This window comes from Streptomyces sp. SAI-127 (assembly GCF_029894425.1).
Taxonomy (GTDB): domain Bacteria; phylum Actinomycetota; class Actinomycetes; order Streptomycetales; family Streptomycetaceae; genus Streptomyces.
The window spans coordinates 9553291-9578349 of sequence record NZ_JARXYJ010000001.1; the positions used below are offsets into that span (position 1 = coordinate 9553291).

Below are 25059 nucleotides of genomic sequence, written 5' to 3' on the forward strand. Positions count from 1 at the left end.
CCTGTCTCGGGGTGATGCGATCCGGTCAGGGAGTCTGCACGGCGGGCGCCGGGTGCAGCCGGCGGACGAGGAACTCGGCCTGGTCGCGGACCAGTTGCTCGAAGGTCTCGCCGGTGTAGAAGTCGAAGTGGCCGGCGTCGTACCTCTTGATCTCTCCCCGGGGCGCGGTACCCGCGTACCGGAGGGTCTGGGCGGGAGGCGTGACCGAGTCGGTGTTGCTGACGCAGAAGAGGATCGGGATGGTGACCTTCTTCGCCGCGCGTCCGGGCCGGTAGGCGGCGATGGTCGGGATCACCCGTGCCGCCACCTCGTTGTGGAACGTCGTCCCGGGCGGCTGCAGCGCCTGGTATCCGGGCAGGGCGTCCGGGGCGTTCATGAGGGCCGGCGAACCGGGGGCGGCGGCGATGGGAACCATCGCGGGCGCCTTGCCGCGGACCCTGGCAGCCAGATCCCGGACGAGCACGGGGGCCATCCTGAGCGAGGCGAGCGGGCCGAGCGCGAGCGCGGAGGCGAGCCCGTCGGTGAACGGGCACTGGGCCACGGCCGCACGCAGTTCGGGATGGCGAGAGGCGACGGTGATGGCGTGGCCGCCGCCGAAGGAGCTGCCCCAGACCGCGACACGGGAGCGGTCGACGTCGGGGCGGGTCTTGACGTGGGCGAGGGCGGCATCCCAGTCGGCGAGCTGACGCTTGATCGACAGGAGCTGGCGCGGGTGGCCGCCGCTGTCGCCGAAGTGCCGGTAGGTGAAGGCCACGGCGGCGATGCCGGCCTGTGCGAAACGCTCGGCGAAGGCGTCCAGGCGCATCTCGCGGGTCGCGCCCAGGCCGTGGCCGAGGACGACGACGGGCGGGGAGGTGACGCCCGTCGGGAGGTAGAGCCATCCGGCACAGATGCTGTCGCCGGAGGGGAACGTGATGTCGTGACGGGTGAAGGAGTGCGCGGTGGTCATCGTCGACTCACCGCCGCGTCGTCTTCGCCGAGCGGCGCCCGGGCACACTGCCCGAGGCGAGCGCCTGCGCGTAGGTGTCCGGCCGGTAGAGGGGGAGCTCGCCGGTGGCGTCCGTCGTCTCCATGTAGTCGAGCATCAGTTCCTGCCCCTCCTTCGACATGACTCTGGTGAAGAACTCGGCGCGTTCGACGTGCAGGCCGGCCTCCAGCGGCATCGAGCCGCCGAAGTACACCGACCTCTTGGCGGCCGCCACCGACCCCTTCGGCCGCTTGCCGAGGCGTTCCGCGAGTTCGACCGCCTGCGCGAGCACCTTGTGCTGCGCGACGACCTGGTCGACCGCCCCGTTGGCGAGAGCCTCCGCGGGCGTGAACGGCTTGCCTTCGAGGATCGCGGCCAAGGACCGGTGGGTGCCGATCAGACGGGTCAGCCGCTGGGTGCCGCCACCGCCCGGGATGATGCCGAGGAGGATCTCAGGCTGGCCGATGAAGTGGTCCCCGTCGGCCATGACCCGCAGATCGCACGCCCAGGCGAACTCGGCGCCCAGCCCGAGAGCCGAACCGTTGAGGGCGGCGACGAAGAGGACACCGCTGGCGTTCATCCGCAGGAAGGTCCTGTGCAGACGCTCCAGTTGGAGTGCTCCGCGCATCGGCGTCCTGTGCATCACGGGCCCGAGGAGACGGGACCGGTCCACGTGCTTCGCCGCGCGTACGACGGCGGCGGCACCACGTCGGCCGACCGTGGGGCTCGCGGCGCCCTCCTCCTGCAGCCACCGAACCGCGGCGTGGCTGACGAACCGCTCGGGGTGCGCCCCGGTGAAGACGACGGCCCGGATGCCCGGATCGCGGTCGGCCCGGGCTACCAGCTTGTCCAGCTGCTTGGCGATGTCGAGGCCGAACTCCTGGTGCCGGCCGCCGTCGACCCGGACGACCAGGACGGCCCCGCGATCTTCGATCTCCAGATGGCCCTTGTCTTTGTACGGCATGAATTCTGCTCCCGTGCTGAGTTCAGAGGGAAGGTGTGCGGGGACGGGCGCGGAGTGGACGCGTGTCGCAGCGAGGGGGTCGGGTTCGCCCCGACGAGCCGGGTCCGCACCGGCGGGGCAGGAGACTGGACCCGCGCGTGATGAGGTGTCCAAGGACGGACGCTGTGTCCGGGAGGGCACGGCATGTGCGATGTGTACTATTGCCGTGACGAATTACATAACCAAGTTATTTCATGCGTGTCAACGGTGGAGGCGTGCGGGACATGGCAGGGCGGGCGAGGCTTGACGACGCACCGGAGCGGCTCGTGCGGGCGGCCATCGGCCTGCTGGCCGAGCAGGGGCCATCGGCTGTGAAGGCGCGCACGGTGGCTTCCGCGAGCGGACTGTCGACGATGGTGGTCTACAGCCACTTCGGTGGCATCCCGGAGCTGATGAGCGCTGTTGCCGACCATGGGTTCAGGGAACTCGGCAGAGCGTTCGCCCAAGTACCGGTGACGGAGGACCCGATCGCGGATCTCTTCGCCATGGCCTTGACCTGCCGCCGGCTGGCCCGCGAGAACCCTCACCTCTACGACCTGATGTTCGGGCTGTCGACTCGGGCGACGTACCGGCCCCTGTCGGATGCGGACCTTCGCCTGAGCGGGCGTTCCCAGGCCTTTCGGGAAGCCCACGCTCATGTGATCGCGGCGTGCGAACGGCTGGTGCACTCCGGCAGGGTCGAGCGGCAGGAACCCGAAGCCGTCGCCGCCCAGTTGTGGAGTTTCGTGCACGGTTACATCACCCTTGAACTGGCTGAGCACTTCGTCGAGTTCGACGACGCCGTGGCGCAGGTGCTCCTGCCCATGGGCGTGAACTTCTCGGTCGGGCTGGGTGACGAGCGGGAACGTGCCGAGGCCTCGCACGAGGCCGGCGCGCGCCTGTACGACTCGATCGTCCAAGGCCGCTGAGAAGCCCGGGTATTGCGCGCAGCCCGGTGCGTCGGTGCGCGGCTGGGGCGAACTGGACTACGCGGCGGGGGCATCGGTGCCCGGCGTGACTTGGTCATGCCTTCCCAAGGCCGCGACCTCCCGTTCGAGGGAAGGCACCGCCCGGGCCGCGAAGCGCCTGGCCCAGGGCCAGGCCAGCGGCGAATTCAGCGCTCCCTTCGCCCAGTTGGCCACCAGGACCGCGCGAGGCACATACACGCGGCTGCGTCGGCGCACGAGCCCGTCGACGATCGCGGCGGCCGCCCGGTCGGCGCTCGTGGTGACGCTGCCCGGATAGGGCAGCCTGTTGCGCAGTCCCTGGAAGGACGGGAGATCCGCTTCGGCGCCCCGGACGAGGTCCGTGTCGATCCAGGAGGGGTGTACCAGGCCGACCGTGACCCCGAGGTGGGCCACCTCCTGGCGGTAGGTCAGGGCGAGCAGCTCGGCCGCCGCCTTGCTCGCGCCGTACGATGCCATCGCGGCCAGCGGCATGAACGACAGCGCGGACGCCACGACCAGCACGTGCCCGCGGCTGCGCTCCAGATGGGGCGTCGCGTACTTGAGGGTGCGGAACGCGCCGTTCAGGTTGATGTCCATCACCCGCTCGAACGACGCCTCGTCCGTCTGCCGCACCGTCCCGTACGCCACCACGCCGGCATTGGCGACGACGAGATCGATGCCGCCCATGACCTCGGCGGCCTCGTCGATCGCCGACCGTAGAGCGGCGCCGTCGCGCACATCGGCCTCACGCCACGAAGCGGCGGGGCCCAGGTCGCCGGCGAGGTCGCGCAAGCGATCGGGCTCCAGCCCGATCACGGTCACACGAGCACCTCGGGCGGCGGCGAGGCGTGCCACCTTCTCGCCGATGCCGCGTGCCGCTCCGGTGACAACCAGCCTTCTGCCCAGCAAGTCACGTTTCATGGCGGCAACATAACTTCGTTATTGATGGAACACAAGAGGCTGCGCACCGGCCACTGCTCGGTTCACCTGCTGGGTCTCACGAGCGGACGAACCTATGCTGGCTGTCATGAGACGGACATCCTTTGCGCAGTGGCCCTGTTCGATCGCGCGGACCATGGACCTGCTCGGCGACTGGTGGACGCCGTTGGTGCTGCGTGAGGCGTTCTACGGGATCCGGCGGTTCGACGCGTTCCAGGAGTCGCTCGGGATCGCCCGCAACACGCTGACGGACCGGCTGCGCCGGTTGGTGGAGGAGGGGCTGCTGGAGAAGCGGCCGTACCAGACGGAGCCGGTTCGGTACGACTACGTGCTCACCGAGAAGGGGCGCGACTTCTACGGCGTGCTGCTGGTGATGAACCGGTGGGGAGACCGCTGGCTGGCCGGGGAGGCGGGCCCGCCGGTGACGATGCTGCACGATGTGTGCGGGCGGGAAACCCATGCCGAGGTGGTGTGCGCCGCCTGCGGCGAGCCCATGACCGCGGACGACACCCGCGCGCGCATGGGCCCCGGCTATCCGCCGCATTTGGCCGAACGGCCCGACGTGCGGGAGCGGTTCGCGGGCTGAGTCGTCGGCTCCGTGGCGCCCGTATTCACCCTTGACAAGTAAGTCCGTTTACGCAACTTTACTGGTCAGATACGCGAATGGGGATTCCCGGTAGAGGCAGGAGGCCGCAGGACCATGGAGTGGACAGGCGCGCGCTACGCGGACAAGCCGACGGTTGAGGTCCACACCTGGATCGCCGCCCCGTCTGCGCGGGTGTGGGCGCTGGTCGCCGACATCGAGCTCATGCCGCGCCTGAGCTCCGAGCTCCAGTCGGTCGAGTGGCTGGACGGCCGGAGCGGCCCTGCGCCGGGAGCCCGGTTCATCGGCCGGAGCAAGCATGAGGCGTTCGGGGAATGGGCCACCACGTCCCACATCGTCGAGTACGAGCCGTCGACGACGCTCGCCTGGGCGGTCGAGGATCCGCAGCATCCCTCGGCGGTCTGGCGGTTCACGTTGACGCCGCAGGACGGCGGCACTCTCCTCACGGAGTGGATGCAGATGGGGCCGGGCCGCTCGGGCCTCTCCTTCGCCATTGATCGGATGCCGGAGAAGGAGCAGAAGATCGTCTTCGTACGGATGCGGGAGTTCGAGGCCAACATGGCCGTCACCCTCGAAAAGATCAAGAAGCTGGCCGAGAGCAGCGGGGGCACCGAGGGAACCGGGACCTCGGGCGAGGCGGGTCTCTGATGCGTACCTCCACCACGATCGAGGCCTCCGGCGGCGACTGGCGGGAGATCGTCGACTACGTCACCGAGGCGGAGAAACTCGGTCTGGACATCTGCTGGGTCGCGGAGGCATGGGGTTCTGAGGCGCCCTCGCCGTTGGGTTACCTCGCAGCGAAGACCGAGCGCATGCTTCTCGGATCGGGGATCATCCAGCTCGGTACCCGCACTCCGATGGCCATCGCGCGCGCCGCGATCACGTTGTCGCAGCTTTCCCAGGGACGTTTCCTCCTCGGGCTCGGCCCCTCCGGACCGCAGGTGATCGAGGGGCTGCACGGCGTGCCCTTCGCCCGGCCCCTGTCGCGCATGCGGGAGACCGTCGAGATCGTCCGACAGGCCGCCGCCGGAGAAAAAGTCTCGTACGAGGGGCGGGAGTTCCAGATCCCGCTGCCGGGCGGGGACGGCAAGCCCATGCGCCTGTCCATGCGCGCCGAGTACGACATACCCGTCTACCTGGCCACCCTCTCGCCGAAGATGCTGCACCTCACCGGCGAGATCGCCGACGGCTGGCTGGGCACCAGTTTCGTGCCCGAAGGCGCCAAGGAGGCGTACTTCGACCACCTGGACCAGGGCTTGGCCGCCGCCGGCCGCACCCGCTCCGACCTCGACATCTGCCAGGGTGCCGAGGTCGCCTTCGCGGACGACGAGGACATGCTGCGCGCGATGGTGGCCGGGCGCAAGAAGGAGCTGGCCTTCAGCCTCGGCGGCATGGGCTCCGCGACCACGAACTTCTACAACAACGCCTACAGCCGCCAGGGATGGGCCGAGGTGGCGGCCGAGGTCCGGACCCGCTGGCAGGCCGGAGACCGGGACGGCGCGGTGGGCCTGGTCACCGACGAGATGGTGCTGGCGACCACGCTGATCGGAACCGAGGACATGGTGCGCGAGCGGCTGCGCGTGTGGCGCGAGGCCGGTGTCGACACGGTTCGTTTCTATCCCGCCGGCGAGACCCTTGACGCCCGCCTCGTCACCCTGGGCCGGGCCATCGACCTGGTCCGGGACATCGAGGACGAGGCGGGTCGGTAGCGAGAGGCCATGGCGACCGGGGCGGGCCGGTAGTCGCCACGATCCAGGCACCCTCGCTGTCCGCGCGGCTCCCGGGATCGCAGCGCGAGCCGGACCCCGACGGCTGTTCCCCGAGGATCGCGGTCACCCGCGACGGCCAAGGCCGGCACCCGGCCACAACGGCCCTCGTCGGATCCGATCCGTACGAGATGACGGCATCCCTCCTGGCGTGGGTCGCCGCCAGCGGCCTCGACGCGCTCAGGCTCGGTGCCGCCGAGGCAGGAGTACACGAAGTCGACGGGGCGACGGTCCGCCGTCGATGATGGCGGAGCGGGCATAGATCACGGCGCCGGGGCGCTGAGGTGGACGTCCGGGGAACTGCCGCCGAGGTCGTGCACCAGTTTGGTCGCCTCACTCGTCGTCCACGGCTCCCCGGCGGCGGGCGGTGGCGGTTGCCGCCGCTGTCGAGTTGATGACCAAGTTGTTCGATCGGAAGGAAGCCGTCCATGGACGAGCAAGGTGAGCGCTTCGACGTCGTCGTACTCGGCGCGGGCCCCGGCGGATACGTAGCCGCCATCCGGGCCGCCCAACTGGGCAAGAGCGTCGCGGTCGTCGAGGAGAAGTACTGGGGCGGCGTCTGTCTGAACGTGGGCTGTATCCCCACCAAGGCCCTGCTGCGCAACGCCGAGCTCGCGCACCTCTTCACGCGCGAGGCGAAGACCTTCGGCATCAAGGTGGACGGTGAGGTCTCCTTCGACTACGGGGAGGCCTTCCGCCGCAGCCGGAAGGTCGCGGACGGCCGGGTCAAGGGCGTCCACTACCTGATGAAGAAGAACAAGATCACGGAGATCAGCGGTCGCGGTACGTTCACCGACCCGCACACGCTCCAGGTGGCCGACTACGACGGCAACACCCGGACCATCGGCTTCGATCACTGCATCATCGCCGCCGGGGCGAGCCCCAAGCTGCTGCCCGGCACGCGCCGTACGTCGCGCGTGGTGACGTTCGAGGAGCAGATCCTGGCCGAGGACCTGCCGCAGTCCATCGTGATCGCGGGCGCCGGCGCGATCGGTGTCGAGTTCGCGTACGTGCTGCACAACTACGGCGTGAAGGTGACGATCGTCGAGTTCCTGGACCGGGTCGCACCGCTGGAGGACGCCGAGGTCTCCGCCGAACTGGCCAAGCAGTACCGGAAGTTGGGCATCGACGTCCTCACCTCGACCCGCGTCGAGTCGATCGACGAGTCCGGCCCGCAGGTCCGTGTCACGGTCACCGGCAAGGACGGCGCTCAGACGGTACTGGAAGCCGACAAGGTCCTGCAGGCGATCGGCTTCGCCCCGAACGTCACCGGCTACGGGCTGGAGAACACGGGCGTGCGCGTCACCGAGCGCGGCGCGATCGACGTCGACGGCCGTTGCCGCACCTCCGTGCCGCACATCTACGCCATCGGCGACGTCACCGCGAAGCTGATGCTCGCGCACGCCGCCGAGGCGATGGGTGTGGTCGCCGCCGAGACGATCGCGGACGCGGAGACCATGGAGCTGGACTACGTGATGATCCCGCGGTCCACGTTCTGCCAGCCGCAGATCGCCAGCTTCGGCTACACCGAGGCGCAGGCGAGGGAGAAGGGGTTCGACGTCCAGGTGGCGAAGTTCCCGTTCACCGCGAACGCCAAGGCCCACGGTCTGGGCGACGCGACCGGCTTCGTGAAGCTGATCAGCGACGCCAAGTACGGTGAGCTCCTCGGCGGTCACCTGATCGGCCCGGACGTCACCGAACTTCTCCCCGAGCTGACCCTGGCCCAGCAGTGGGACCTCACCGTCCACGAGGTCGCCCGCAACGTCCACGCCCACCCGACGCTGGGCGAGGCGGTCAAGGAAGCCGTCCACGGCCTCGCCGGCCACATGATCAACATGTAGCTCGGGGGAATGACCCAGCAGTGTTGAGGGAACGATCCGGAGTGACCTCGGGTGCGGGGATCGGCGTGATGCTCTGGAGACAGGCGGAGGCTGTGGTCACACCTGGGCGTGCGGCAGGCGCAGCCGGCTTCGAGGCCGGTGATCCCGGGCTGTTCACCCCGAACTCGGTGACCTGGCAGATGCACGGCGACCCGATGATGTGGGTCGCCGGCATCCGCGCGCTCTACCTCCAGGCCCTGCATCCGCGCGCGCTCCGCGGGGTCACGCAGAACTCCGACTTCCGGCGCGAGGCCTGGGGCCGGCTGATGCGCACCGCCAACTTCGTCGGCACGACGACGTACGGCACCACGGAGGCCGCCGAGAGGGCCGGCGCCCGGGTCCGGAAGATCCACAGCATGCTCGGCGCGACCGACCCCGACACCGGTGAACGCTACGGCGTCGACGAACCCGGACTCCTGCTGTGGGTGCACTGCGCCGAGATCGACTCCTACCTCCAGGTCGCCCGCCGCTCCGGCTTCCGCCTCACCGACGAACAGGCGGACCGCTACATATCCGAACACCGGGTCAGCGCCCGCCTGGTGGGCCTGGACCCCGACGCCGTACCGGCGAGCCAGTCGGAGATGGCCGCCTACTTCGAGAAGATGCTCCCCGAACTCGCCGCTACGTCCGAGGCCCGCGAAGTGGACGACTTCCTCCTCCGGCCGCCGACGCACCCCCTCCTCGTCCCGGCGCGTGAGGTGCTGTGGCGGCGCGTGGCGCAGCTCGCGTACGCCGCCCTGCCGCCGTACGCCCACGAGCTGTACGGCAGGAAAGCGCCCAAACCCACCACCGTCACCCGTCAGTTGCGCGCCACCGGCACCCTGCTGCGCTGCGTTCCCGCACGTCTGCGCTGGCAACTCCCGCCCAAACACATCCTCCGCGCCATGGCCCGCCTCGGCCCGGGCTCCCGACCTGCCCCGTACAAACTCGGACGATAGGTCGCCATACTGGACGAGCCATGGGAGGGCGGGGCGAACAAACATTACGGGGGCGGTCGCAGGAGATGGGGGACAGCAGGCTCATCCAGGGGCGGTACCGGCTGCTCGATCTGATCGGGCGCGGGGGCATGGGCGAGGTGTGGCGGGCGCGCGACGAGTCGCTGGGCCGCCATGTCGCCGTGAAGTGCCTCAAGCCGCTGGGCGGGCAGCACGACCAGACCTTCACCCGGGTCCTGAGGGAGCGGTTCCGACGCGAGGCGCGCGTGGCCGCCGCCCTCAGCCACCGCGGCATAACGGTCGTCCACGACTTCGGCGAGTCCGACGGCGTCCTATACCTGGTGATGGAGCTCCTGGACGGCCGCAACCTCAGCCAGCTCCTGGAGGACAACAAACAGCACCCGCTGCCCGTCGCCGATGTCGTCGAGATCGCCGACCAGGTCGCCGCCGCCCTCGCCTACACCCACCAGCAGGGCATCGTGCACCGTGACCTGAAGCCCGCGAACATCGTCCGGCTCACCGACGGCACGGTGAAGATCTGCGACTTCGGCATCGCCCGCCTCGGCCACGACGTCGACTTCACCTCCCGGCTGACCGGCACCGGCATCGCGATGGGCACCCCGCACTACATGTCGCCGGAGCAGATAGGGGGCTCCGAGGTCGACCAGCGCAGCGACCTGTACTCCCTGGGATGCGTGCTGTACGAGATCGCCACCGGGGCACCGCCGTTCGACCTGGAGGACGCGTGGGCGATCCTCGTCGGCCACCGTGACACCCCACCCCGGCCGCCGCGCAGCCACCGCGCCGAACTCCCGGAGTACCTCGAGAGGGTCATCCTCGACCTGCTGGCCAAACAGCCCGAACAACGCCCGCACGACGCACGTGAGCTGGGCCGCCGGATCACCCTGGGCCGCACCACACCGGCGTACGTGCCCACCGTGGTGACCCCGAGGCCCGACTTCCGGCCGCAGGAGTCCGCCGAGCCCGCCCGCCCCCGTGAGACCCGGCTGCCGTCCTGGACCCGTGGCATGACCACCGGCCACAAGGCCACCGGCGCCGGCCTCGCCACACCCCCGGACGCCGGGGCCGGTCTCACCGGCGAGTGGATCGCCCGCCCCGCCACCGGCCGCACCGAGGAACCCGTGCCGGACGAGCCGCCCGTGCCCTCCGCTCAGGCCCTCGCGGCACTCGCCGGACGGCACAACGCGGGACTCAGCCTCGGGCGTCTGGGCCGCTGGGCCGAGGCCGGCGAGGTGCACCGCGCGGTCGCCGCCGAGCGCGAGCACCTGCTCGGCCCCGACCACCCCGACACCCTCGCCAGCCGCTACGAGGTCGCCTTCACCCTCAGCCGCACCGGCCGCGCCGCCGACGCCCTGCGCGAGTACAAGCACGTGGCCGCGACCAGGACCCGCGCCCTGGGTGCCGATCACCCCGACACCCTCGCCGCCCGCCAGGAAATGGCGTATGTCCTCGGTCAGTTGGGCCGCCACTTCGACGCCCACCAGGTCTACAACTCGGTGCTCACCGCACGGGAACGAGGCATGGGCCCCGACCACCCCGACACCCTCCGCTGCCGCCACAACCTCGCCTTCAACCTCAGCAGGCTCGGCCGTCTGGAGGACTCGTACCGCATGGCCTGCGAGGTGGCCGCCGACCGCGCCCGGGTGCTGGGCCCCCATCACCCCGACACGCTGGTCACCCGCTACGAGGTCGCCTACGCGCTCGGCCAGTTGGGGCGCTGGGCGGAGGCCCTGCAGACCTACCACGAGGTCGCCGAAGCCCGCGCCCAGGCCCTCGGCCCCGACCATCCCGACACCCTCGCCGCCCGCTACGAGGTCGGCATCAGCCTCGGGCGCCTCGGCCGCAGCGCGGACGCACTCCAGCTCTACCGCGACCTGATCGAGGACCGCACCCGCGTCCACGGCCCCGCCCACCCCGAGACCCTGCGCGCCCGGCACGGGCTCGGCGTCAACCTCGGCCGCCTCGGCCGCTGGGAAGAAGCCCTCGCCGAGTCCCGTGACGTGTGCGCGATCCGCGAACGTGTCCTCGGATCCGACCACCCGGACACCCTGGTCAGCCGCCGCGAGGTCGCCGTGGGCCTGGGCTGGCTGGGCCGCTGGGCGGACGCCCTCACCGAGTACCGCAGGGTGGCCACCGCCCGCGAACGCGTCCTCGGCGCCGACCACCCGGACACGCTCGCCAGCCGCAACGACGAGGCCCACTGCCTGGAGCAACTGGGGCGGGGCGCGGAGGCGGTGGAGCTGTACCGCCGGGTGGCGGTCCTGCGGCAGCAGCGGGCGTCGGGAGCGCAGTGACCCGAGGGCAGGGTTGTGGGCCGGCTGCGGTCCACCTCTGGCCGACCTAGATCACCACGTGTTACGAAGAACCATGCCTGCACACGAGGGACACCACCGCAGTTACGACGCCGTCATCGTCGGCGGGGGCCACAACGGACTGGTCGCCGCCGCCTATCTGGCCCGGGCCGGGCGGTCCGTACTGGTGCTCGAGCGGCTCGGGAACACCGGGGGAGCGGCGGTTTCCACACGGCCGTTCGCGGGGGTGGACGCCCGGCTGTCGCGCTACTCGTATCTGGTCAGCCTGCTGCCCAAGAAGATCGTCCGCGACCTCGGCCTGGACTTCCGCGTCCGCACGCGCAATGTCTCGTCGTACACCCCCGCGGAACGCGGCGGCAGCCCGACCGGTCTGCTCGTCGGCGGCGGTGAGCGCCGCACCAGGGAGGCCTTCGCCCGGCTCACCGGCGGCGAACGCGAGTACCAGGCCTGGCAGCGGTTCTACGACATGACGGGCCGGGTCGCGCAGCGGATCTTCCCCACCCTCACCGAGCCGCTGCCCACCCGGGACGAACTGCGCGTGCGGGTCGACGACGAGGAGGCGTGGCGGGTCCTGTTCGAGGAACCGATCGGCGCAGCCGTGGAGGACCGTTTCGCCGATGACCTGGTCCGGGGTGTCGTCCTGACGGACGCGCTCATCGGTACCTTCGCCGACGCCCACGACCCCTCCCTCAAGCAGAACCGCTGCTTCCTCTACCACGTGATCGGCGGAGGGACCGGCGCCTGGGACGTCCCCGTCGGCGGAATGGGCGCCCTCACCGACGCCCTGGCCACGGCGGCACGGGACGCGGGCGCGGTTCTCGCCACCGGGCACGAGGCCGTACGGATCGACACGGACGGCAGCGCGGCGGAGATCACCTATCGCACGGCCGACGGCGAGGGCGCCGTCGCGGCCCGGCACGTGTTGGTGAACGCCTCACCGCAGCAACTCGCCGTGCTCACCGGCGATCAGCCGCCCACCCCCGCCGAGGGCGCCCAGCTCAAGGTCAACATGCTGCTCAGGCGCCTGCCGCGGCTGCGCGACAGCGAGGTCGACCCGCGCGAGGCGTTCTCCGGCACCTTCCACGTCGCCGAGGGCTATCAGCAGCTGGCCACCGCCCATGCCGAGGCCGCCGCCGGCCGGCTCCCCACCGCGCCGCCCTCCGAGATCTACTGCCACTCCCTCACCGACCCGACGATCCTCGGCCCGGACCTCGTCGAGCAGGGCTACCAGACTCTCACCCTGTTCGGCCTGCACACCCCGGCCCGGCTCTTCGACCGGGACAACGACGCCGTACGCGAGGAACTCCTCAAGTCGACCCTCGCCCAGCTCGACGCCCACCTCGCCGAGCCGCTGGCCGACTGCCTGGCCACGGACGCGGACGGCCGACCCTGCATCGAGGCCAAGACCCCGCTCGACCTGGAGCGGGACCTGCGGCTGCCCGGCGGCAACATCTTCCACCGGGAACTGTCCTGGCCGTACGCCCAGGAGAGTACCGGCCGCTGGGGCGTGGAGACCCGGCACGCGAACGTCCTGCTGTGCGGGGCGGGCGCCGTGCGCGGCGGCGGGGTGAGCGGCGTGCCGGGGCACAACGCGGCGATGGCCGTGCTGGAGGAACTCGGCGGCTGACACACACTGCCCGCGTGGCCTGTCCTCAGGGCCGGGCTGCGTGGCGCGCCGCTCGCGTGCGCCTGCCGTCAGGCCCGGCTGCCGTGTCCCGTTCGTGGTGCCCGCGGCTAAGGCTTGGTGGGCGTGCCGTTCGTGTGCGCCTGCCGTCAGCCCCGGCGGCTGTGTCTCGTTCTTGGTGCCCGCGGCTAAGGCCTGGTGGGCGTGCCGTTCGTGGCGTTCGCCCCTCAGGCCCGGCGGCTGTGTCCCAGTCGGGGTGCCCGCCGCTAAGGCCCGGTGGCTGTGTCTCGTTCTTGGTGCCCGCGGCTAAGGCCTGGTGGGCGTGCCGTTCGTGGCGTTCGCCCCTCAGGCCCGGCGGCTGTGTCCCAGTCGGGGTGCCCGCCGCTAAGGCCCGGTGGCTGTGTCCCGTTCGCGGTGCCCGCGGCTAAGGCCCGGCGGCTGTGTCTCGCTCGTGGCGCCCACCCCTCAACCCGGCCGCCGTGCCCCCCTCGCGGCGCCCACCCCTCACGCCCGGCTTCCGCCGTCGACCTGGAGCACCACTCCGGTGACGTACGAGGCTCGGTCGCTCAGGAGCCAGGCGGCGGCCTCGGCGATCTCGGCCGGGTCGGCGCCGCGGCCCAGCGGGGTCTGCGCGACGAGCTGCTCGACGATGCCCGGGGAGTTCGTCTCCCATTCGTCGATCATCTCGGTCAGCGTGGTGCCCGGGGCGATGGCGTTGACACGGATGCCCTCCGGGCCGTAGGTGGCGGCGGCCGACGCGGTCAGGCTGTTGACCGCCCGCTTCGCGGCGCCGTACGCGGGCAGCCAGGGGTTGGCCATCAGGCTGCCGACACTGGAGTTGTTGACGATCGCCCCGGTGCCCGCGGTGGCCCGGATCGCGGCGATCTCGGCGTTCATCGCCAGCCAGGGGCCCTTGAGGTTGACGGAGATGACGTGGTCGAAGTCGGCCTCCGACAGCTGGTCCATCGGGCCGGGCTGCTGGATGGTCGCACCGTTGTTGAAGGCGATGTCCAGCCTGCCGTACAGCTCGACGGCCCGGTCCACGGCGGCCTGGACGCTCATCGGGTCGGCCAGGTCGCACAGGACGTAGTCGGCGGTGCCGCCGGCCGCCCGGATCTCCTCGGTCACGGCCTTGAGCTGGGTTTCGGTGCGGGCGGCGAGCAGAACGCGGGCGCCCTCCCGGGCGAACAGCCGTGCGGCCGCCGCGCCGATGCCACGTCCGGCACCGGTGACGAAAGCGACCTTGTCGGCGAGCAGGGGGGTGATCGTGGTGTTGGTCATGCCGACGAGCCTCCCCCCGGCCCCGATCCTCATCCAGGCACAGGTGGTACCTGGCTGGGCGGCCCGGAACCCGCGCACACTGGGACCGTGGACCGACGAGAACTGGCCGACTTCCTGCGCAGCCGACGCGAGCGCATCACCCCCGCCGACGTGGGCCTGCCCGCCGGACCGCGTCGCCGCACCCCGGGGCTGCGCCGCGAGGAGGTGGCGCAGCTGGCGTACATCTCCACCGAGTACTACACCCGCCTGGAGCAGGCGCGCGCACCCCGTCCCTCCCTGGAGGTCCTCGCCCAGGTCGCCCGCGCCCTGCGCCTGTCGGACGCCGAACGCGACCACCTCCACCATCTCGCCGGCACCCCGCAGGGCCCGCCGCAGGGCCCCTCCCGCGAGGTGCGCCAGAGCATCGTCGACCTGCTGCACCGGCTGCCGCAGGCCGCCGCGATCGTCATCTCGGCCACCTACGAGGTCATCGCCTGGAACGACCTGGCCGCGGCTCTCATGGAGGACTTCTCCGCCCTTTCCCGCCGCGACCGCAACCTCGTCCGGCGCGCCTTCCTCGGCCCGCACCCGGAGGGCCGGCGACTGTACGGAGTGTCGGATGGCGAGGAGTTCGCGCTCTCCTCGGTGCAGCGGCTGCGCGCCGCCTCCGCCCGCTATCCCGACGATCGCGAGCTGACCGGCCTGGTGGCGGAACTCCTCGACGGAAGCGAGGAGTTCGCCCGGCTGTGGGCCGCCCACGACGTCGAGTCCCGCCCCACCCTGTGCAAGACCTTCGACCACCCGGTCGTCGGGCCGGTCGCCGTCAACTGCGACGTCCTGGACATCGCCGACCGCGACCAGCACGTCGTGATCTACACGGCCACCCCCGGTTCCCCGTCCGAAGAGGCGCTACGACTGCTGTCGGTCGTCGGCACACAGCGGCTGGACGTCCCCGGCTGAGCCGTCAGTCCCCGGACGCCGTCCAGCCGACGGCCTCGATCCGGGCCGCGTCCGCCGGACGTGACTCGTCGAACAGGACGCGGTCACCCGTGCCGACGCGCAGCCCGTCGACGTAAGCACCCCGGCCGACGTACAGCCGGTCGGCGGAGTATCTCCAGCGCAGGGCGAGCCGGCCGGCTGCCGGAAGGCGGGCCGTGAGCCGGTACCAGGTCCGCCCCGACCAGCCCGTGACCGAACCGGCGGGGTGATCCTGAGCGCCGTCGTGCTCCGTGGTGAACGGCACCGGCTGCCAACTCGCCCCGCCGTCCGTCGTGGCCTCCAAGGTCAGGGCGTCCGCGGGCTCGATGTCCCACCACAGGGCGCACCGCAGCCGCGCGGCGCCTGACGAGGTGTCCAGCGCGGGCAGCGTGAGGGTGGCGTCCGTGGCGCTCGTCATCCCGGAGAACCATGCCGTACGGCCATGAGCCGGGCGGACCGCCACCGCGCGGGCCATGTTGTTCCCGGCGGCCACCCGCGGAGCCGAGCCGGAGCGCCACGTGCGCACCGGATGCACCGAGTTGCCGAGCACGATCAGGAAGGAGTCGGTCGTCGGGTCGAGGACCAGCGAGGTGCCGGTGAAGCCGGTGTGACCCGCCGTGCGCGGGGTGGCCATCCCGCCCATGTACCAGTGCTGGTAGAGCTCGAAGCCGAGTCCGTGCTCGTCACCGGGGAAGGCGGTGTTGAAGTCGGTGAACATCAGCGCCACGGACTCCGGGCGCAGGATGCGGGCCTTGCCGTACGTTCCGCCGTTGAGCAGGGTGCGGCCCAGGACCGCCAGGTCCCACGCGTCGGAGAACACCCCCGCATGACCGGCGACCCCGCCGAGGCTGAAGGCGTTCTCGTCGTGCACCTCGCCCCACACCAGCCCTCGGTCCAGACCTGACCAGGGCTTACGGGCGTCCTCCGTGGCGGCGATCCTCGGTCTCCAGGACGCCGGCGGGTTGTAGCGGGTGCTGGTGAGGCCGAGCGGTGCGGTGATCTCCTCGCGCAACAGGACATCCAGCGCGCGGCCCGTGATCCGCTCCAGCACCAGTTGCAGCGAGATGAGGTTGAGGTCGGAGTAGAGATAGGTCGAGCCCGGCGGGTTCAGGGGTGCCTGGTTCCAGATGAGTTGGAGCTTCTCCTCGTACGTCGGAGCGTTGTACAGCGGGATCCAGGCCCTGAAACCCGAGGTGTGGGTGAGCAGTTGACGGATCGTGATGTCCTGCTTGCCCGCCGCGCCGAACTCCGGGAGGTACGCGGCGACCTTGGCCTCCAGCTCCAGCGCGCCCCGCTCGATCTGCTGCACGGCGAGAAGCGAGGTGAACAGCTTCGACACCGAGGCGAGGTCGAAGACGGTGTCCTCGGCCATGGGGATCTGCTGATCGGCCGGGAACTCGACGCCGCTGTCCGTCTTCTCGTCGTACGACTGATAGCGCACCGCCATGCCGATGGGCCGGTGCAGGGCCACCGTGCCGCCGCGCCCGGCGAGCAGGACGGCGCCCGCGTACCAGGGGTGTTTCGGCGAGGGGCCGAGGAACGTCTCGGCGTCGGTGACGAGTTGGCGCAGGTGGGCGGGGAGGAGCCCGGCCCGTTCGGGGGTGCCGTGGCGGAGAGTCGGGTGGTTCTTGGGGGCCGCCGCTTCGGCGGGGCCCGCAGGGAAGGGGGCGATGGCGAGGGCGCCGCCCAACGCGAGGGTTCTTCGGACCAGCTGACGGCGGGTCACTCCGGTGGTCACCTCATCGGTCATCGTGGAACTCTATCCGGCGACCTGAATCTGACGGAGCATCAGAAAACCTCTTCCGTCGTCCGGTGGTCTGCGGCATCCTGCGGCCATGCAGACGGAGCTGAGCAAGAAACTGGGAGTCGAGCACGCCGTCTTCGGCTTCACGCCGTTCCCCGCCGTCGCCGCGGCCATCAGCCGGGCCGGCGGTTTCGGAGTGCTCGGCGCGGTCCGTTACACGGCCCCCGACGAACTCAAACGCGACCTCGACTGGATCGAGGCGCACGTCGACGGCAAGCCGTACGGCCTGGACGTCGTGATGCCCGCCAAGAAGGTCGAGGGGGTGACCGAGGCGGACGTCGAGGCCATGATCCCCGAGGGGCACCGGCAGTTCGTCGAGGACACCCTCGCCAAGTACGGCGTGCCCGAACTCGCGGAGGGCGAGGCGTCGGGGTGGCGCATCACGGGCTGGATGGAGCAGGTCGCCCGCAACCAGCTGGACGTCGCCTTCGACTATCCGATCCGGCTGCTCGCCAACGCCCTCGGCTCCCCGCCCGCCGACGTGGTGGCCCGCGCGCACGACCAGGACGTCCTCGTCGCGGCCCTCGCGGGCAGCGCCCGGCACGCCGTCAAGCACAAGGAGGGCGGCATCGACATCGTGGTCGCCCAGGGCTACGAGGCCGGCGGCCACACCGGTGACATCGCCTCCATGGTCCTGACACCCGAGGTCGTCGACGCCGTGGACCCGCTGCCCGTGCTGGCGGCGGGCGGCATCGGCAGCGGACAGCAGGTGGCGGCCGCGCTGGCACTCGGGGCCCAGGGTGTGTGGCTGGGCTCCATATGGCTGACCACCACAGAGGCCGAACTGCCCTCGCCCAGGCTCATCGAGAAGCTGCTGGCGGCCGGCTCCGGCGACACCGTCCGCTCCCGTGCGCTGACCGGGAAACCCGCGCGCCAGCTCCGTACGGAATGGACCGACGCCTGGGACTCCGCCGACGGACCCGGCACCCTGCCGATGCCCCTGCAGGGCCTGCTGGTCGCCGAGGCCGTCTCGCGCATCCAGAAGTACGAGGTGGAGCCACTGCTGGGCACGCCCGTCGGCCAGATCGTCGGACGGATGACCAGCGAACGCAGCGTTCAGGCCGTCTTCGACGACCTCACCCGCGGCTTCGAGAAAGCCGTCGATCGCATCAACCGCATCGCCGGAAGGAGCGGCCAGTGACGAGCACACCTCCCGCGGGCTTCTGGGCCCAGGCCACCCAAGACCCTTCGCGTACGGTGCTGATCGCCCCGGACGGCTCGCCCTGGACCGCCGGCCGCCTCCACGCGGCCGCCAACCAGCTCGTGCACGGTCTGCGTGCCGCCGGACTCGAACGCGGTGACGCCTTCGCCGTCGTCCTGCCGAACAGTGCCGAGTTCTTCACCGCGCACCTCGCCGCCAGCCAGGCGGGCTTCTATCTGGTCCCGATCAACCACCACTTCGTCGCCCCCGAGATCGCCTGGATCGTCGCCGACTCGGGCGCCAAGGTGCTCATCGCCGACGAGCGCTTCGCCGCGGCGGCACGGCAGGCGGCCGATGAGGCGGGTCTCCCGGCGAGCCACCGGTACGCCGTCGGTGAGATCGAGGGCTTCCGGCCGTACGCCGAACTACTCGACGGACAACCGGAGTCGGCGCCCGCGGACCGGGAGCTCGGCTGGGTCATGAACTACACCTCGGGCACGACGGGCCGCCCGCGCGGTATCCGCCGGCCCCTGCCCGGCAAGCGGCCGGAGGAGGCGTATCTCGGCGGCTTCCTCGGCATCTTCGGCATCCAGCCCTTCGGCGACAACGTCCACCTCGTCTGCTCGCCGCTCTACCACACGGCCGTCCTCCAGTTCGCCGCCGCGTCCCTGCACATCGGGCACCGGCTGGTCCTGATGGACAAGTGGACACCCGAGGAGATGCTGCGCCTGATCGACGCGCACAAGTGCACCCACACCCACATGGTCCCGACCCAGTTCCACCGCCTGCTCGCTCTCCCCGAGGACGTGCGGGCAAGCTACGACGTCTCGTCCATGCGGCACGCCATCCACGGCGCCGCCCCCTGCCCGGACCACGTCAAACGGGCGATGCTCGACTGGTGGGGGCCCTGTGTGGAGGAGTACTACGCGGCCAGCGAGGGCGGCGGAGCCTTTGCGACCGCCGAGGACTGGCTGAAGAAGCCCGGCACGGTCGGCAAGGCCTGGCCCATCAGCGAACTCGCGATCTTCGACGACGACGGCAACCGGCTGCCGCCCGGCGAACTCGGCACCGTGTACCTGAAGATGAACACGGGCGGCTTCGCCTACCACAAGGACGAGGCCAAGACGAAGAAGAACCGCATCGGCGACTTCTTCACCGTGGGCGACCTGGGTCTCCTGGACGAGGACGGCTACCTCTTCCTCCGCGACCGCAAGATCGACATGATCATCTCCGGCGGGGTGAACATCTACCCCGCCGAGATCGAGTCCGTCCTGCTCCAGCACCCCGCCGTCGCCGACGCCGCCGCCTTCGGCATCCCGCACGACGACTGGGGCGAGGAGGTCAAGGCCGTGGTGGAACCGGCCCCGGGCCACGCGCCCGGGCCGGACCTGGCCGAAGACCTCCTCGCCCACTGTGCCGCACAACTCGCCGGCTACAAGCGCCCGAAGAGCGTCGACTTCATCACCGAGATGCCCCGCGATCCCAACGGCAAGCTGTACAAGCGGCGCCTGAGGGATCCGTACTGGCAGGGGCGCTCCCGAGCCGTGTGAGCCTCAGGAACGGACCCGGACGACCCGCAGCGCCGGTGAGGACAGGATGTCCTTCTCGCAGAACCGGGACGTCACCCACTTCTCCGCCGAGAACAGCCGCGTCTGGTCACCGAAGTGCGGCGAGTTCGGGTTCGAGGACTGGGAGTACGTCAGCAGGGTCCGGGCCACCGGGCAGTGACCGCCGTCCCAGCCCACCGCCTGGATGTAGCTGGACCCGGTCGTCACCTCCGTGTATCCGCCGCCGGCCGGGTTCCACACCGGCTCGACCTTGTTCCACACCCCCAGCGACTCGGTGCCGCCCGGAACGGCGATGCGCTTGCCGTTCCGTACGACGAACTGGTGCTCCCCGAGCCGTGAGTCCAGCGGGACACCGGCCGCCCTGAGCTCGGTCACCGTGTCCGCGAGGGCCGTGACGAAGGCCGGCGCGTCGGTGTTCAGCGTGTTCGGGGTGCCCACCGGGTCGGCCGCCGAGAACGGCACCTTCCACAGCGAGGAATTGGGCAGTTTCCGCCAGAGCCGGTCGAAGAGCAGCGCACCCCGGCTGTCGGTGTTCGCGGTGCGGTCCCAGGCCGCGAGCACCCCGCACGCCTCGCGGACGTCAACCGCCGTGCCGTCACTGCCTGTTGCAGCGCCACCAGGGAGCGTCGCACATGCCTTCGCCGCGTCCGCCGCCGCGAGGTCACCCGCGGTCACCCGGTTGGCGAACTGCTGCGCTTGAAGGTCCCGTACGGTCAACCGCCCGCGCGAGGCCATCGCGGACACGTCCTGGAGAGCACCGCGGGTGCGCATCGAGCGCTGCGTGCCCACGGTGCCGAAGACCCGCTCGTACCCGGTGATCGGCCGCTCGGCGTTGGCCAGCCAGGCGCTGTCGTTGGAGTTCTCCGCGTACGGCGCGTCCTTGAGGACCGGCATCTTGGCGGGCCCGAAGACGCCCGGCTGTACGGCGTCCGGATCACTGCCGAGGGCACAGTCGCCGCGCGAGCCGTCGAGGACCGCCACGCCCGAGGCGGGGTAGGTGACCCTGCCCAGGGGGCTGGAGCAGCGCTGGGCCAGCTCGTCGGTGATCCGGGGGAGCACCTGGGACTGCGTGAACAGCGTGTGCCCCCGCGAGTCGGCGGCGATCGTGTTGACCCACGGCAGACCCTGGGTGCGCTGCAACGCTCCCAGGACATCACTCGTGCTGCGGGCCTTGCTGAAGCCGAGGGCCGTGTCGGAGGCGCGCAGGTTGGTGGCGTTCGGGTCATTGAGGGCGTACGCCGTCGTGGTCGTCCAGGGCAGCGGCAGCGCGGCCCCGAGCGAGGTGACGACCGGGCCGTACCGCGTCCACCACTGGGTCCTCGTCACCGGTTCGCCGCCCTGGACGGCGACGGTCACCCGGCGCTTGCTCATCCGCTCCGGTTTGCCGTCGACGAGATACGTGGTCGGGTCGGCCGGGTCCAGGGTCAGCTGGTGCAGGTTGAGGGTGACACCCGTGGCCACGGTGTGGCTCCAGGCCACCTGCGCGTTGTGACCTATGGAGATCGTCGCCGAGCCGAGCAGTGAGCCGCCCGCGATGTTCAGTTCGCCGGGGATGGTCTGCTGCGACTGCCAGAAGCGGCGGCCGCCCTGCCACGGGTAGTGCGGGTTGCCGAGGAGCAGCCCGCGGCCGTTCGCCGTCGTGGCCCCGCCGAAGGCCACGGCGTTGGAGCCCATGTCGGCGGAGTCGGCGGCGAAGAGTTCCCGGGCCGCGCGGGCGGTGTCCCGGGCGTCCGGTGCGCCGGTCGTCGGGGTGGTGGTCGCGGGCGGCTGCGCGGCCGTGATGCCGTCCACGGCCCGGCCCTGACCGCCGAGCACGGCCAGCGCGAAGTTGCGCGCGGCCACGTCCTGGACCGTCACCGGGCGCACCCAGCCGGCACCCCTGCACGCCGGGTCGGTGATCGGGTTCTTCCGCAGCCAGGCGTTGTACCCCGCTGCGAAGCCCCGCATCAGTTCCTTCACCGCAGGGCTCGGACCGCGCGGCGCAGGCGTGGCCATCAGCTTCTCCACCGTCCCCGCCTCCCGCACCCCGCGGAAGTACAGGTCGCTGGAGAGGTTCCTGGTGGCCGAGGAGAGCGCGGTGTCGGAGGCCGCGTCGGCCCCGAAGAAGCGCGAACGCTCGCCGCGCACGGTCACGAACCCGTCGGCGAGCGTGCACACCTGGTCGGTGGCCTGCGCCCACCCGGTGCCGAAGCCGAGGTCCGCGTAGTTCTTCGCGAGGATGTGCGGGATGCCGTACTCGGTGTAGCGGATGGTGGCGGACAGACCGCCGTGGGACGGATGTTCCTGTTTCTGCTGGTTCTGCGCGGCTGCGGCGGGCAGCGCGCCGACGGCGGTGAACAGGGCCACGGCCGCGACGACGGCGTGTCTGAGACGGGTGCGCATCGTGCCTCCCAACGTCATTGAGGGAAGGAGCGGTTGAGCGTACCAACCGGTAGGTTGTCCCGTATGACGCCTGGACACGGCAGTACGGTTGACGGGGTGCTGCGGCGCAGCGCCCGGCGCACCCCGGCGCGCGTCGCGGTGGAGTACGGCGAGCGCTCATGGACCTACGAGGAACTCGACGACGCCGTCTCACGAGCGGCGCGCGTCCTCCTCGACCAGGGCCTCGACCACGGTGACCGGGTCGGTGCCTACGGCCACAACTCGGACGCGTATCTGATCGGCTTCCTCGCCTGCGCCCGAGCGGGACTGGTGCACGTGCCGGTCAACCAGAACCTCACCGGCGACGATCTCGCGTACATCGTCGGCCAGTCGGGCAGCACCCTCGTCCTCGCCGATCCCGACCTCGCGGGGCGGCTGCCCGAGGGCGTGCGCACTCTGCCCCTGCGGGACGCCGACGAGTCGCTGCTGGCCCGCCTGGCCACGGCATCCCCGTACGACGGCCCGGAACCGCGCAGCGAGGACCTGGTCCAGCTGCTGTACACCTCGGGGACGACGGCCCTGCCCAAGGGCGCGATGATGACCCACCGCGCCCTGGTCCACGAGTACCTGAGCGCGATCACCGCCTGCGATCTGAGTGCGGGTGACCGGCCCGTGCACTCGCTGCCGCTCTACCACTCGGCCCAGATGCACGTCTTCCTGCTGCCGTATCTCGCGGTCGGCGCGACGAACATCATCCTCGACGCGCCCGACGGCGACCGCCTCTTCGACCTGATCGAACAAGGCCGTGCGGACAGCCTGTTCGCGCCGCCCACGGTGTGGATCGGACTGTCCAACCGCCCCGACTTCGCCACGCGTGACCTCGGCGGGCTGCGCAAGGCGTACTACGGCGCCTCGATCATGCCGGTGCCCGTCCTGGAACGACTCCGCGAGCGCCTGCCGAAGCTGGCCTTCTACAACTGTTTCGGCCAGAGCGAGATCGGCCCCCTCGCGACCGTCCTCGCGCCCGACGAACACAAGGGGCGGATGGACTCCTGCGGCCGTACCGTCCTGTTCGTCGACGCACGGGTCGTGGACGCGAACGGCAAGGACGTCCCGGACGGTACGCCCGGCGAGATCGTCTACAAGTCACCGCAGTTGTGCGAGGGCTACTGGGGCAAGCCCGAGGAGACCGAGGCGGCCTTCCGGGACGGCTGGTTCCACTCCGGCGACCTCGCGGTCCGGGACGCGCACGGCTACTTCACGATCGTCGACCGGGTGAAGGACGTCATCAACTCCGGGGGTGTGCTGGTCGCCTCACGCCAGGTCGAGGACGCGCTGTACACGCACGACGCCGTCGCCGAGGTCGCCGTGATCGGCCTGCCCGACGAGCGGTGGATCGAGGCCGTCACGGCGGTCGTCGTCCCGCGCGGCGAGGTCACCGAGGCCGAACTCCTCGACCACGCCAGGGAGAAGCTCGCCCACTTCAAGGCACCCAAACGGGTGGTGTTCGTGGACGAGCTCCCGAGGAACGCGAGCGGGAAGATCCTGAAGCGGGAGCTGCGGGACCGGTTCGCGGGCTAGCGGGGGCGCAGGTCGACGATCCGGCGGATCTTCCCGACGGAACGCTCCAGGGACTCCGGTTCGACGATCTCGACGGCGATCGACACCCCGATGCCGTCCTTGACGGCCGTCGCGATGGTCAGTGCGGCCGCGTCCCGGGTCTCGGGTGTGGCGCCCGGCCGGGCCTCCGCGCGCACGGTGAGGGCGTCGAGGCGGCCCTCGCGGGTGAGGCGGAGCTGGAAGTGGGGTGCGACGCCCGGGGTGCGCAGGACGATCTCCTCGATCTGCGTGGGGAAGAGGTTCACCCCGCGCAGGATCACCATGTCGTCGCTGCGGCCGGTGACCTTCTCCATCCGCCGGAACACCCGGGCCGTGCCCGGCAGCAGCCGGGTCAGATCCCGGGTCCGGTAGCGGATGACGGGCATCGCCTCCTTGGTGAGCGAGGTGAACACCAGCTCACCCCTCTCGCCGTCCGGCAGCACATCCCCGGTGATCGGGTCGACGATCTCGGGGAAGAAGTGGTCCTCCCACACATGGAGCCCGTCCTTGGTCTCCACGCACTCCTGCGCGACGCCCGGGCCGATCACCTCCGACAGCCCGTATATGTCGACGGCGTCGATCGCGAACCGCTCCTCGATCTCCCGGCGCATCTCCTCGGTCCAGGGCTCGGCGCCGAAGACGCCCACGCGCAGCGAGGTGCCGCGCGGATCGACACCCTGCCGCTCGAACTCGTCGAGAAGCGTGAGCATGTACGACGGGGTCACCATGATGATGCCGGGTTCCAGGTCCTGGATGAGCTGGACCTGGCGTGCCGTCATGCCGCCGGACGCGGGGACGACCGTACAGCCGAGCCGTTCGGCGCCATAGTGTGCGCCGAGTCCACCGGTGAACAGCCCATAGCCGTACGCCACATGCACCACGTCCCCGGGCCTGCCGCCGGCCGCCCGGATGGAACGCGCCACCATGTCGGCCCATAGGTCCAGGTCGTTTTCGGTGTAGCCGACGACCGTGGGGCGCCCGGTGGTGCCGCTGGATGCATGGATGCGCCGCACATGGTCCCGGGGCACGGCGAACATCCCGTACGGATAGTTCTCGCGCAGGTCCGCCTTGGTGGTGAACGGGAACCGGGCCAGGTCGCTCAGGGAGCGGCAGTCGTCCGGCCGAACCCCCGCCTTGTCGAAGGACTCCCGATAGAACGGCACGTGCTCGTACGCGTGCCGCAGAGACGCCCGCATGCGCTCCAGCTGCACCGCCCGCAACGCCCCGGCATCCAGTCGTTCCCCCGAGTCCAGCAGCTCCGCCGCATCCGCCATCGGAACGTCCCTTTCGCCAACCGCGTCCTCACGGGCGACCGATCATTCGGTCGTGGTGCTGGGGATCAGTAATCCAGGCGATCGGTGCGGAGGCAAG

The 25059-nt window shown here is 70.9% G+C and carries 19 protein-coding genes; 12 read left to right on the top strand and 7 right to left on the bottom strand.

Annotation, left to right across the window (positions count from 1 at the left end; genetic code table 11):
- Window positions 1-25: 25 nt before the first annotated feature.
- The gene (locus tag M2157_RS43730; protein ID WP_280867966.1) at window positions 26-949 is read right to left on the bottom strand and encodes an alpha/beta fold hydrolase; all 924 of its coding nucleotides are present in this window, start codon (window positions 947-949) and stop codon (window positions 26-28) included.
- A gap of 7 nt (window positions 950-956) precedes the next feature.
- Window positions 957-1931, bottom strand: coding sequence for an enoyl-CoA hydratase/isomerase family protein (locus M2157_RS43735; protein ID WP_280867967.1), 975 nt, complete (start codon window positions 1929-1931; stop codon window positions 957-959).
- 233 nt (window positions 1932-2164) lie between these two features.
- Between M2157_RS43735 and M2157_RS43740 the strand changes: the two genes are divergently transcribed.
- The gene (locus M2157_RS43740) at window positions 2165-2878 is read left to right on the top strand and encodes a TetR/AcrR family transcriptional regulator (RefSeq protein ID WP_280867968.1); all 714 of its coding nucleotides are present in this window, start codon (window positions 2165-2167) and stop codon (window positions 2876-2878) included.
- A 57-nt stretch (window positions 2879-2935) separates the two neighbouring features.
- On the opposite strand, the gene M2157_RS43745 is transcribed toward M2157_RS43740, so the two are convergent.
- Window positions 2936-3817, bottom strand: a complete 882-nt coding sequence (locus M2157_RS43745) for a short-chain dehydrogenase/reductase (RefSeq protein WP_280867969.1) — start codon at window positions 3815-3817, stop codon at window positions 2936-2938.
- Between the two features lie 106 nt (window positions 3818-3923).
- On the opposite strand from M2157_RS43745, the gene M2157_RS43750 reads away from it, so the two are divergent.
- The 7 genes from M2157_RS43750 to M2157_RS43780 all read left to right on the top strand — a co-directional run bounded on the left by M2157_RS43750 (window position 3924) and on the right by M2157_RS43780 (window position 12980).
- On the top strand, window positions 3924-4421 hold the full coding sequence (locus tag M2157_RS43750) for a helix-turn-helix domain-containing protein (RefSeq protein WP_280855589.1): 498 nt from the start codon (window positions 3924-3926) through the stop codon (window positions 4419-4421).
- Window positions 4422-4535: 114 nt separating this feature from the next.
- The gene (locus M2157_RS43755) at window positions 4536-5087 is read left to right on the top strand and encodes an SRPBCC family protein (RefSeq protein WP_280867970.1); all 552 of its coding nucleotides are present in this window, start codon (window positions 4536-4538) and stop codon (window positions 5085-5087) included.
- Complete coding sequence (locus tag M2157_RS43760) at window positions 5087-6148, top strand: LLM class flavin-dependent oxidoreductase (RefSeq protein ID WP_280867971.1); 1062 nt, start codon at window positions 5087-5089, stop codon at window positions 6146-6148. Before M2157_RS43755 ends, M2157_RS43760 begins: the two co-directional genes overlap by 1 nt.
- A 485-nt stretch (window positions 6149-6633) precedes the next feature.
- The gene (gene lpdA, locus M2157_RS43765; protein ID WP_280855585.1) at window positions 6634-8046 is read left to right on the top strand and encodes a dihydrolipoyl dehydrogenase; all 1413 of its coding nucleotides are present in this window, start codon (window positions 6634-6636) and stop codon (window positions 8044-8046) included.
- A gap of 179 nt (window positions 8047-8225) precedes the next feature.
- On the top strand, window positions 8226-9023 hold the full coding sequence (locus tag M2157_RS43770; protein WP_280868357.1) for an oxygenase MpaB family protein: 798 nt from the start codon (window positions 8226-8228) through the stop codon (window positions 9021-9023).
- Between the two features lie 65 nt (window positions 9024-9088).
- Complete coding sequence (locus M2157_RS43775) at window positions 9089-11335, top strand: serine/threonine-protein kinase (protein ID WP_280867973.1); 2247 nt, start codon at window positions 9089-9091, stop codon at window positions 11333-11335.
- Window positions 11336-11408: 73 nt separating this feature from the next.
- A complete protein-coding gene (locus M2157_RS43780) occupies window positions 11409-12980 on the top strand; it encodes an NAD(P)/FAD-dependent oxidoreductase (RefSeq protein ID WP_280867974.1) in 1572 nt (523 codons plus the stop codon).
- Window positions 12981-13481: 501 nt separating this feature from the next.
- Here M2157_RS43780 and M2157_RS43785 read toward each other — a convergent pair.
- Entirely contained in the window at window positions 13482-14291 is an 810-nt protein-coding gene (locus M2157_RS43785) for a glucose 1-dehydrogenase (protein ID WP_280855580.1), read from the bottom strand.
- A gap of 54 nt (window positions 14292-14345) precedes the next feature.
- On the opposite strand from M2157_RS43785, the gene M2157_RS43790 reads away from it, so the two are divergent.
- Entirely contained in the window at window positions 14346-15197 is an 852-nt protein-coding gene (locus tag M2157_RS43790) for a helix-turn-helix transcriptional regulator (protein WP_280855579.1), read from the top strand.
- A 4-nt stretch (window positions 15198-15201) separates the two neighbouring features.
- Here M2157_RS43790 and M2157_RS43795 read toward each other — a convergent pair whose 3' ends face one another.
- Window positions 15202-16965, bottom strand: coding sequence for a serine hydrolase (locus M2157_RS43795; protein ID WP_280867975.1), 1764 nt, complete (start codon window positions 16963-16965; stop codon window positions 15202-15204).
- Window positions 16966-17050: 85 nt separating this feature from the next.
- Here M2157_RS43795 and M2157_RS43800 point away from each other — a divergent pair, with 85 nt between their 5' ends.
- On the top strand, window positions 17051-18160 hold the full coding sequence (locus M2157_RS43800; RefSeq protein WP_280867976.1) for a nitronate monooxygenase: 1110 nt from the start codon (window positions 17051-17053) through the stop codon (window positions 18158-18160).
- Window positions 18157-19710, top strand: coding sequence for an acyl-CoA synthetase (locus M2157_RS43805; RefSeq protein WP_280867977.1), 1554 nt, complete (start codon window positions 18157-18159; stop codon window positions 19708-19710). Before M2157_RS43800 ends, M2157_RS43805 begins: the two co-directional genes overlap by 4 nt.
- Before the next feature lie 3 nt (window positions 19711-19713).
- Here M2157_RS43805 and M2157_RS43810 read toward each other — a convergent pair whose 3' ends face one another.
- A complete protein-coding gene (locus M2157_RS43810; RefSeq protein ID WP_280867978.1) occupies window positions 19714-22110 on the bottom strand; it encodes a penicillin acylase family protein in 2397 nt (798 codons plus the stop codon).
- Window positions 22111-22173: 63 nt separating this feature from the next.
- On the opposite strand from M2157_RS43810, the gene M2157_RS43815 reads away from it, so the two are divergent.
- Window positions 22174-23670 carry an acyl-CoA synthetase gene (locus M2157_RS43815; protein ID WP_280867979.1) on the top strand — a complete coding sequence of 499 codons (1497 nt, stop codon included), beginning with the start codon at window positions 22174-22176 and terminating at the stop codon, window positions 23668-23670.
- Here the strand turns inward: M2157_RS43815 and paaK are convergent.
- Window positions 23667-24962, bottom strand: a complete 1296-nt coding sequence (gene paaK / locus M2157_RS43820; protein WP_280867980.1) for a phenylacetate--CoA ligase PaaK — start codon at window positions 24960-24962, stop codon at window positions 23667-23669. The genes M2157_RS43815 and paaK overlap by 4 nt on opposite strands.
- Window positions 24963-25059: the final 97 nt, after the last annotated feature.

Bases quoted from the DNA above. Each gene is read 5' to 3' on its own strand.
- M2157_RS43755 (WP_280867970.1), top strand. From the start codon at position 4,536: ATGGAGTGGACAGGCGCGCGCTACGCGGACAAGCCGACGGTTGAGGTC.
- M2157_RS43760 (WP_280867971.1), top strand. From the start codon at position 5,087: ATGCGTACCTCCACCACGATCGAGGCCTCCGGCGGCGACTGGCGGGAG.
- paaK (WP_280867980.1), bottom strand. From the start codon at position 24,962: ATGGCGGATGCGGCGGAGCTGCTGGACTCGGGGGAACGACTGGATGCC.
- M2157_RS43810 (WP_280867978.1), bottom strand. From the start codon at position 22,110: ATGCGCACCCGTCTCAGACACGCCGTCGTCGCGGCCGTGGCCCTGTTC.
- M2157_RS43730 (WP_280867966.1), bottom strand. From the start codon at position 949: ATGACCACCGCGCACTCCTTCACCCGTCACGACATCACGTTCCCCTCC.
- M2157_RS43750 (WP_280855589.1), top strand. From the start codon at position 3,924: ATGAGACGGACATCCTTTGCGCAGTGGCCCTGTTCGATCGCGCGGACC.
- M2157_RS43815 (WP_280867979.1), top strand. From the start codon at position 22,174: ATGACGCCTGGACACGGCAGTACGGTTGACGGGGTGCTGCGGCGCAGC.
- M2157_RS43795 (WP_280867975.1), bottom strand. From the start codon at position 16,965: ATGACCGATGAGGTGACCACCGGAGTGACCCGCCGTCAGCTGGTCCGA.
- M2157_RS43770 (WP_280868357.1), top strand. From the start codon at position 8,226: ATGCACGGCGACCCGATGATGTGGGTCGCCGGCATCCGCGCGCTCTAC.
- M2157_RS43735 (WP_280867967.1), bottom strand. From the start codon at position 1,931: ATGCCGTACAAAGACAAGGGCCATCTGGAGATCGAAGATCGCGGGGCC.
- M2157_RS43745 (WP_280867969.1), bottom strand. From the start codon at position 3,817: ATGAAACGTGACTTGCTGGGCAGAAGGCTGGTTGTCACCGGAGCGGCA.
- M2157_RS43775 (WP_280867973.1), top strand. From the start codon at position 9,089: ATGGGGGACAGCAGGCTCATCCAGGGGCGGTACCGGCTGCTCGATCTG.
- M2157_RS43740 (WP_280867968.1), top strand. From the start codon at position 2,165: ATGCGTGTCAACGGTGGAGGCGTGCGGGACATGGCAGGGCGGGCGAGG.
- M2157_RS43780 (WP_280867974.1), top strand. From the start codon at position 11,409: ATGCCTGCACACGAGGGACACCACCGCAGTTACGACGCCGTCATCGTC.
- lpdA (WP_280855585.1), top strand. From the start codon at position 6,634: ATGGACGAGCAAGGTGAGCGCTTCGACGTCGTCGTACTCGGCGCGGGC.
- M2157_RS43800 (WP_280867976.1), top strand. From the start codon at position 17,051: ATGCAGACGGAGCTGAGCAAGAAACTGGGAGTCGAGCACGCCGTCTTC.
- M2157_RS43785 (WP_280855580.1), bottom strand. From the start codon at position 14,291: ATGAGGATCGGGGCCGGGGGGAGGCTCGTCGGCATGACCAACACCACG.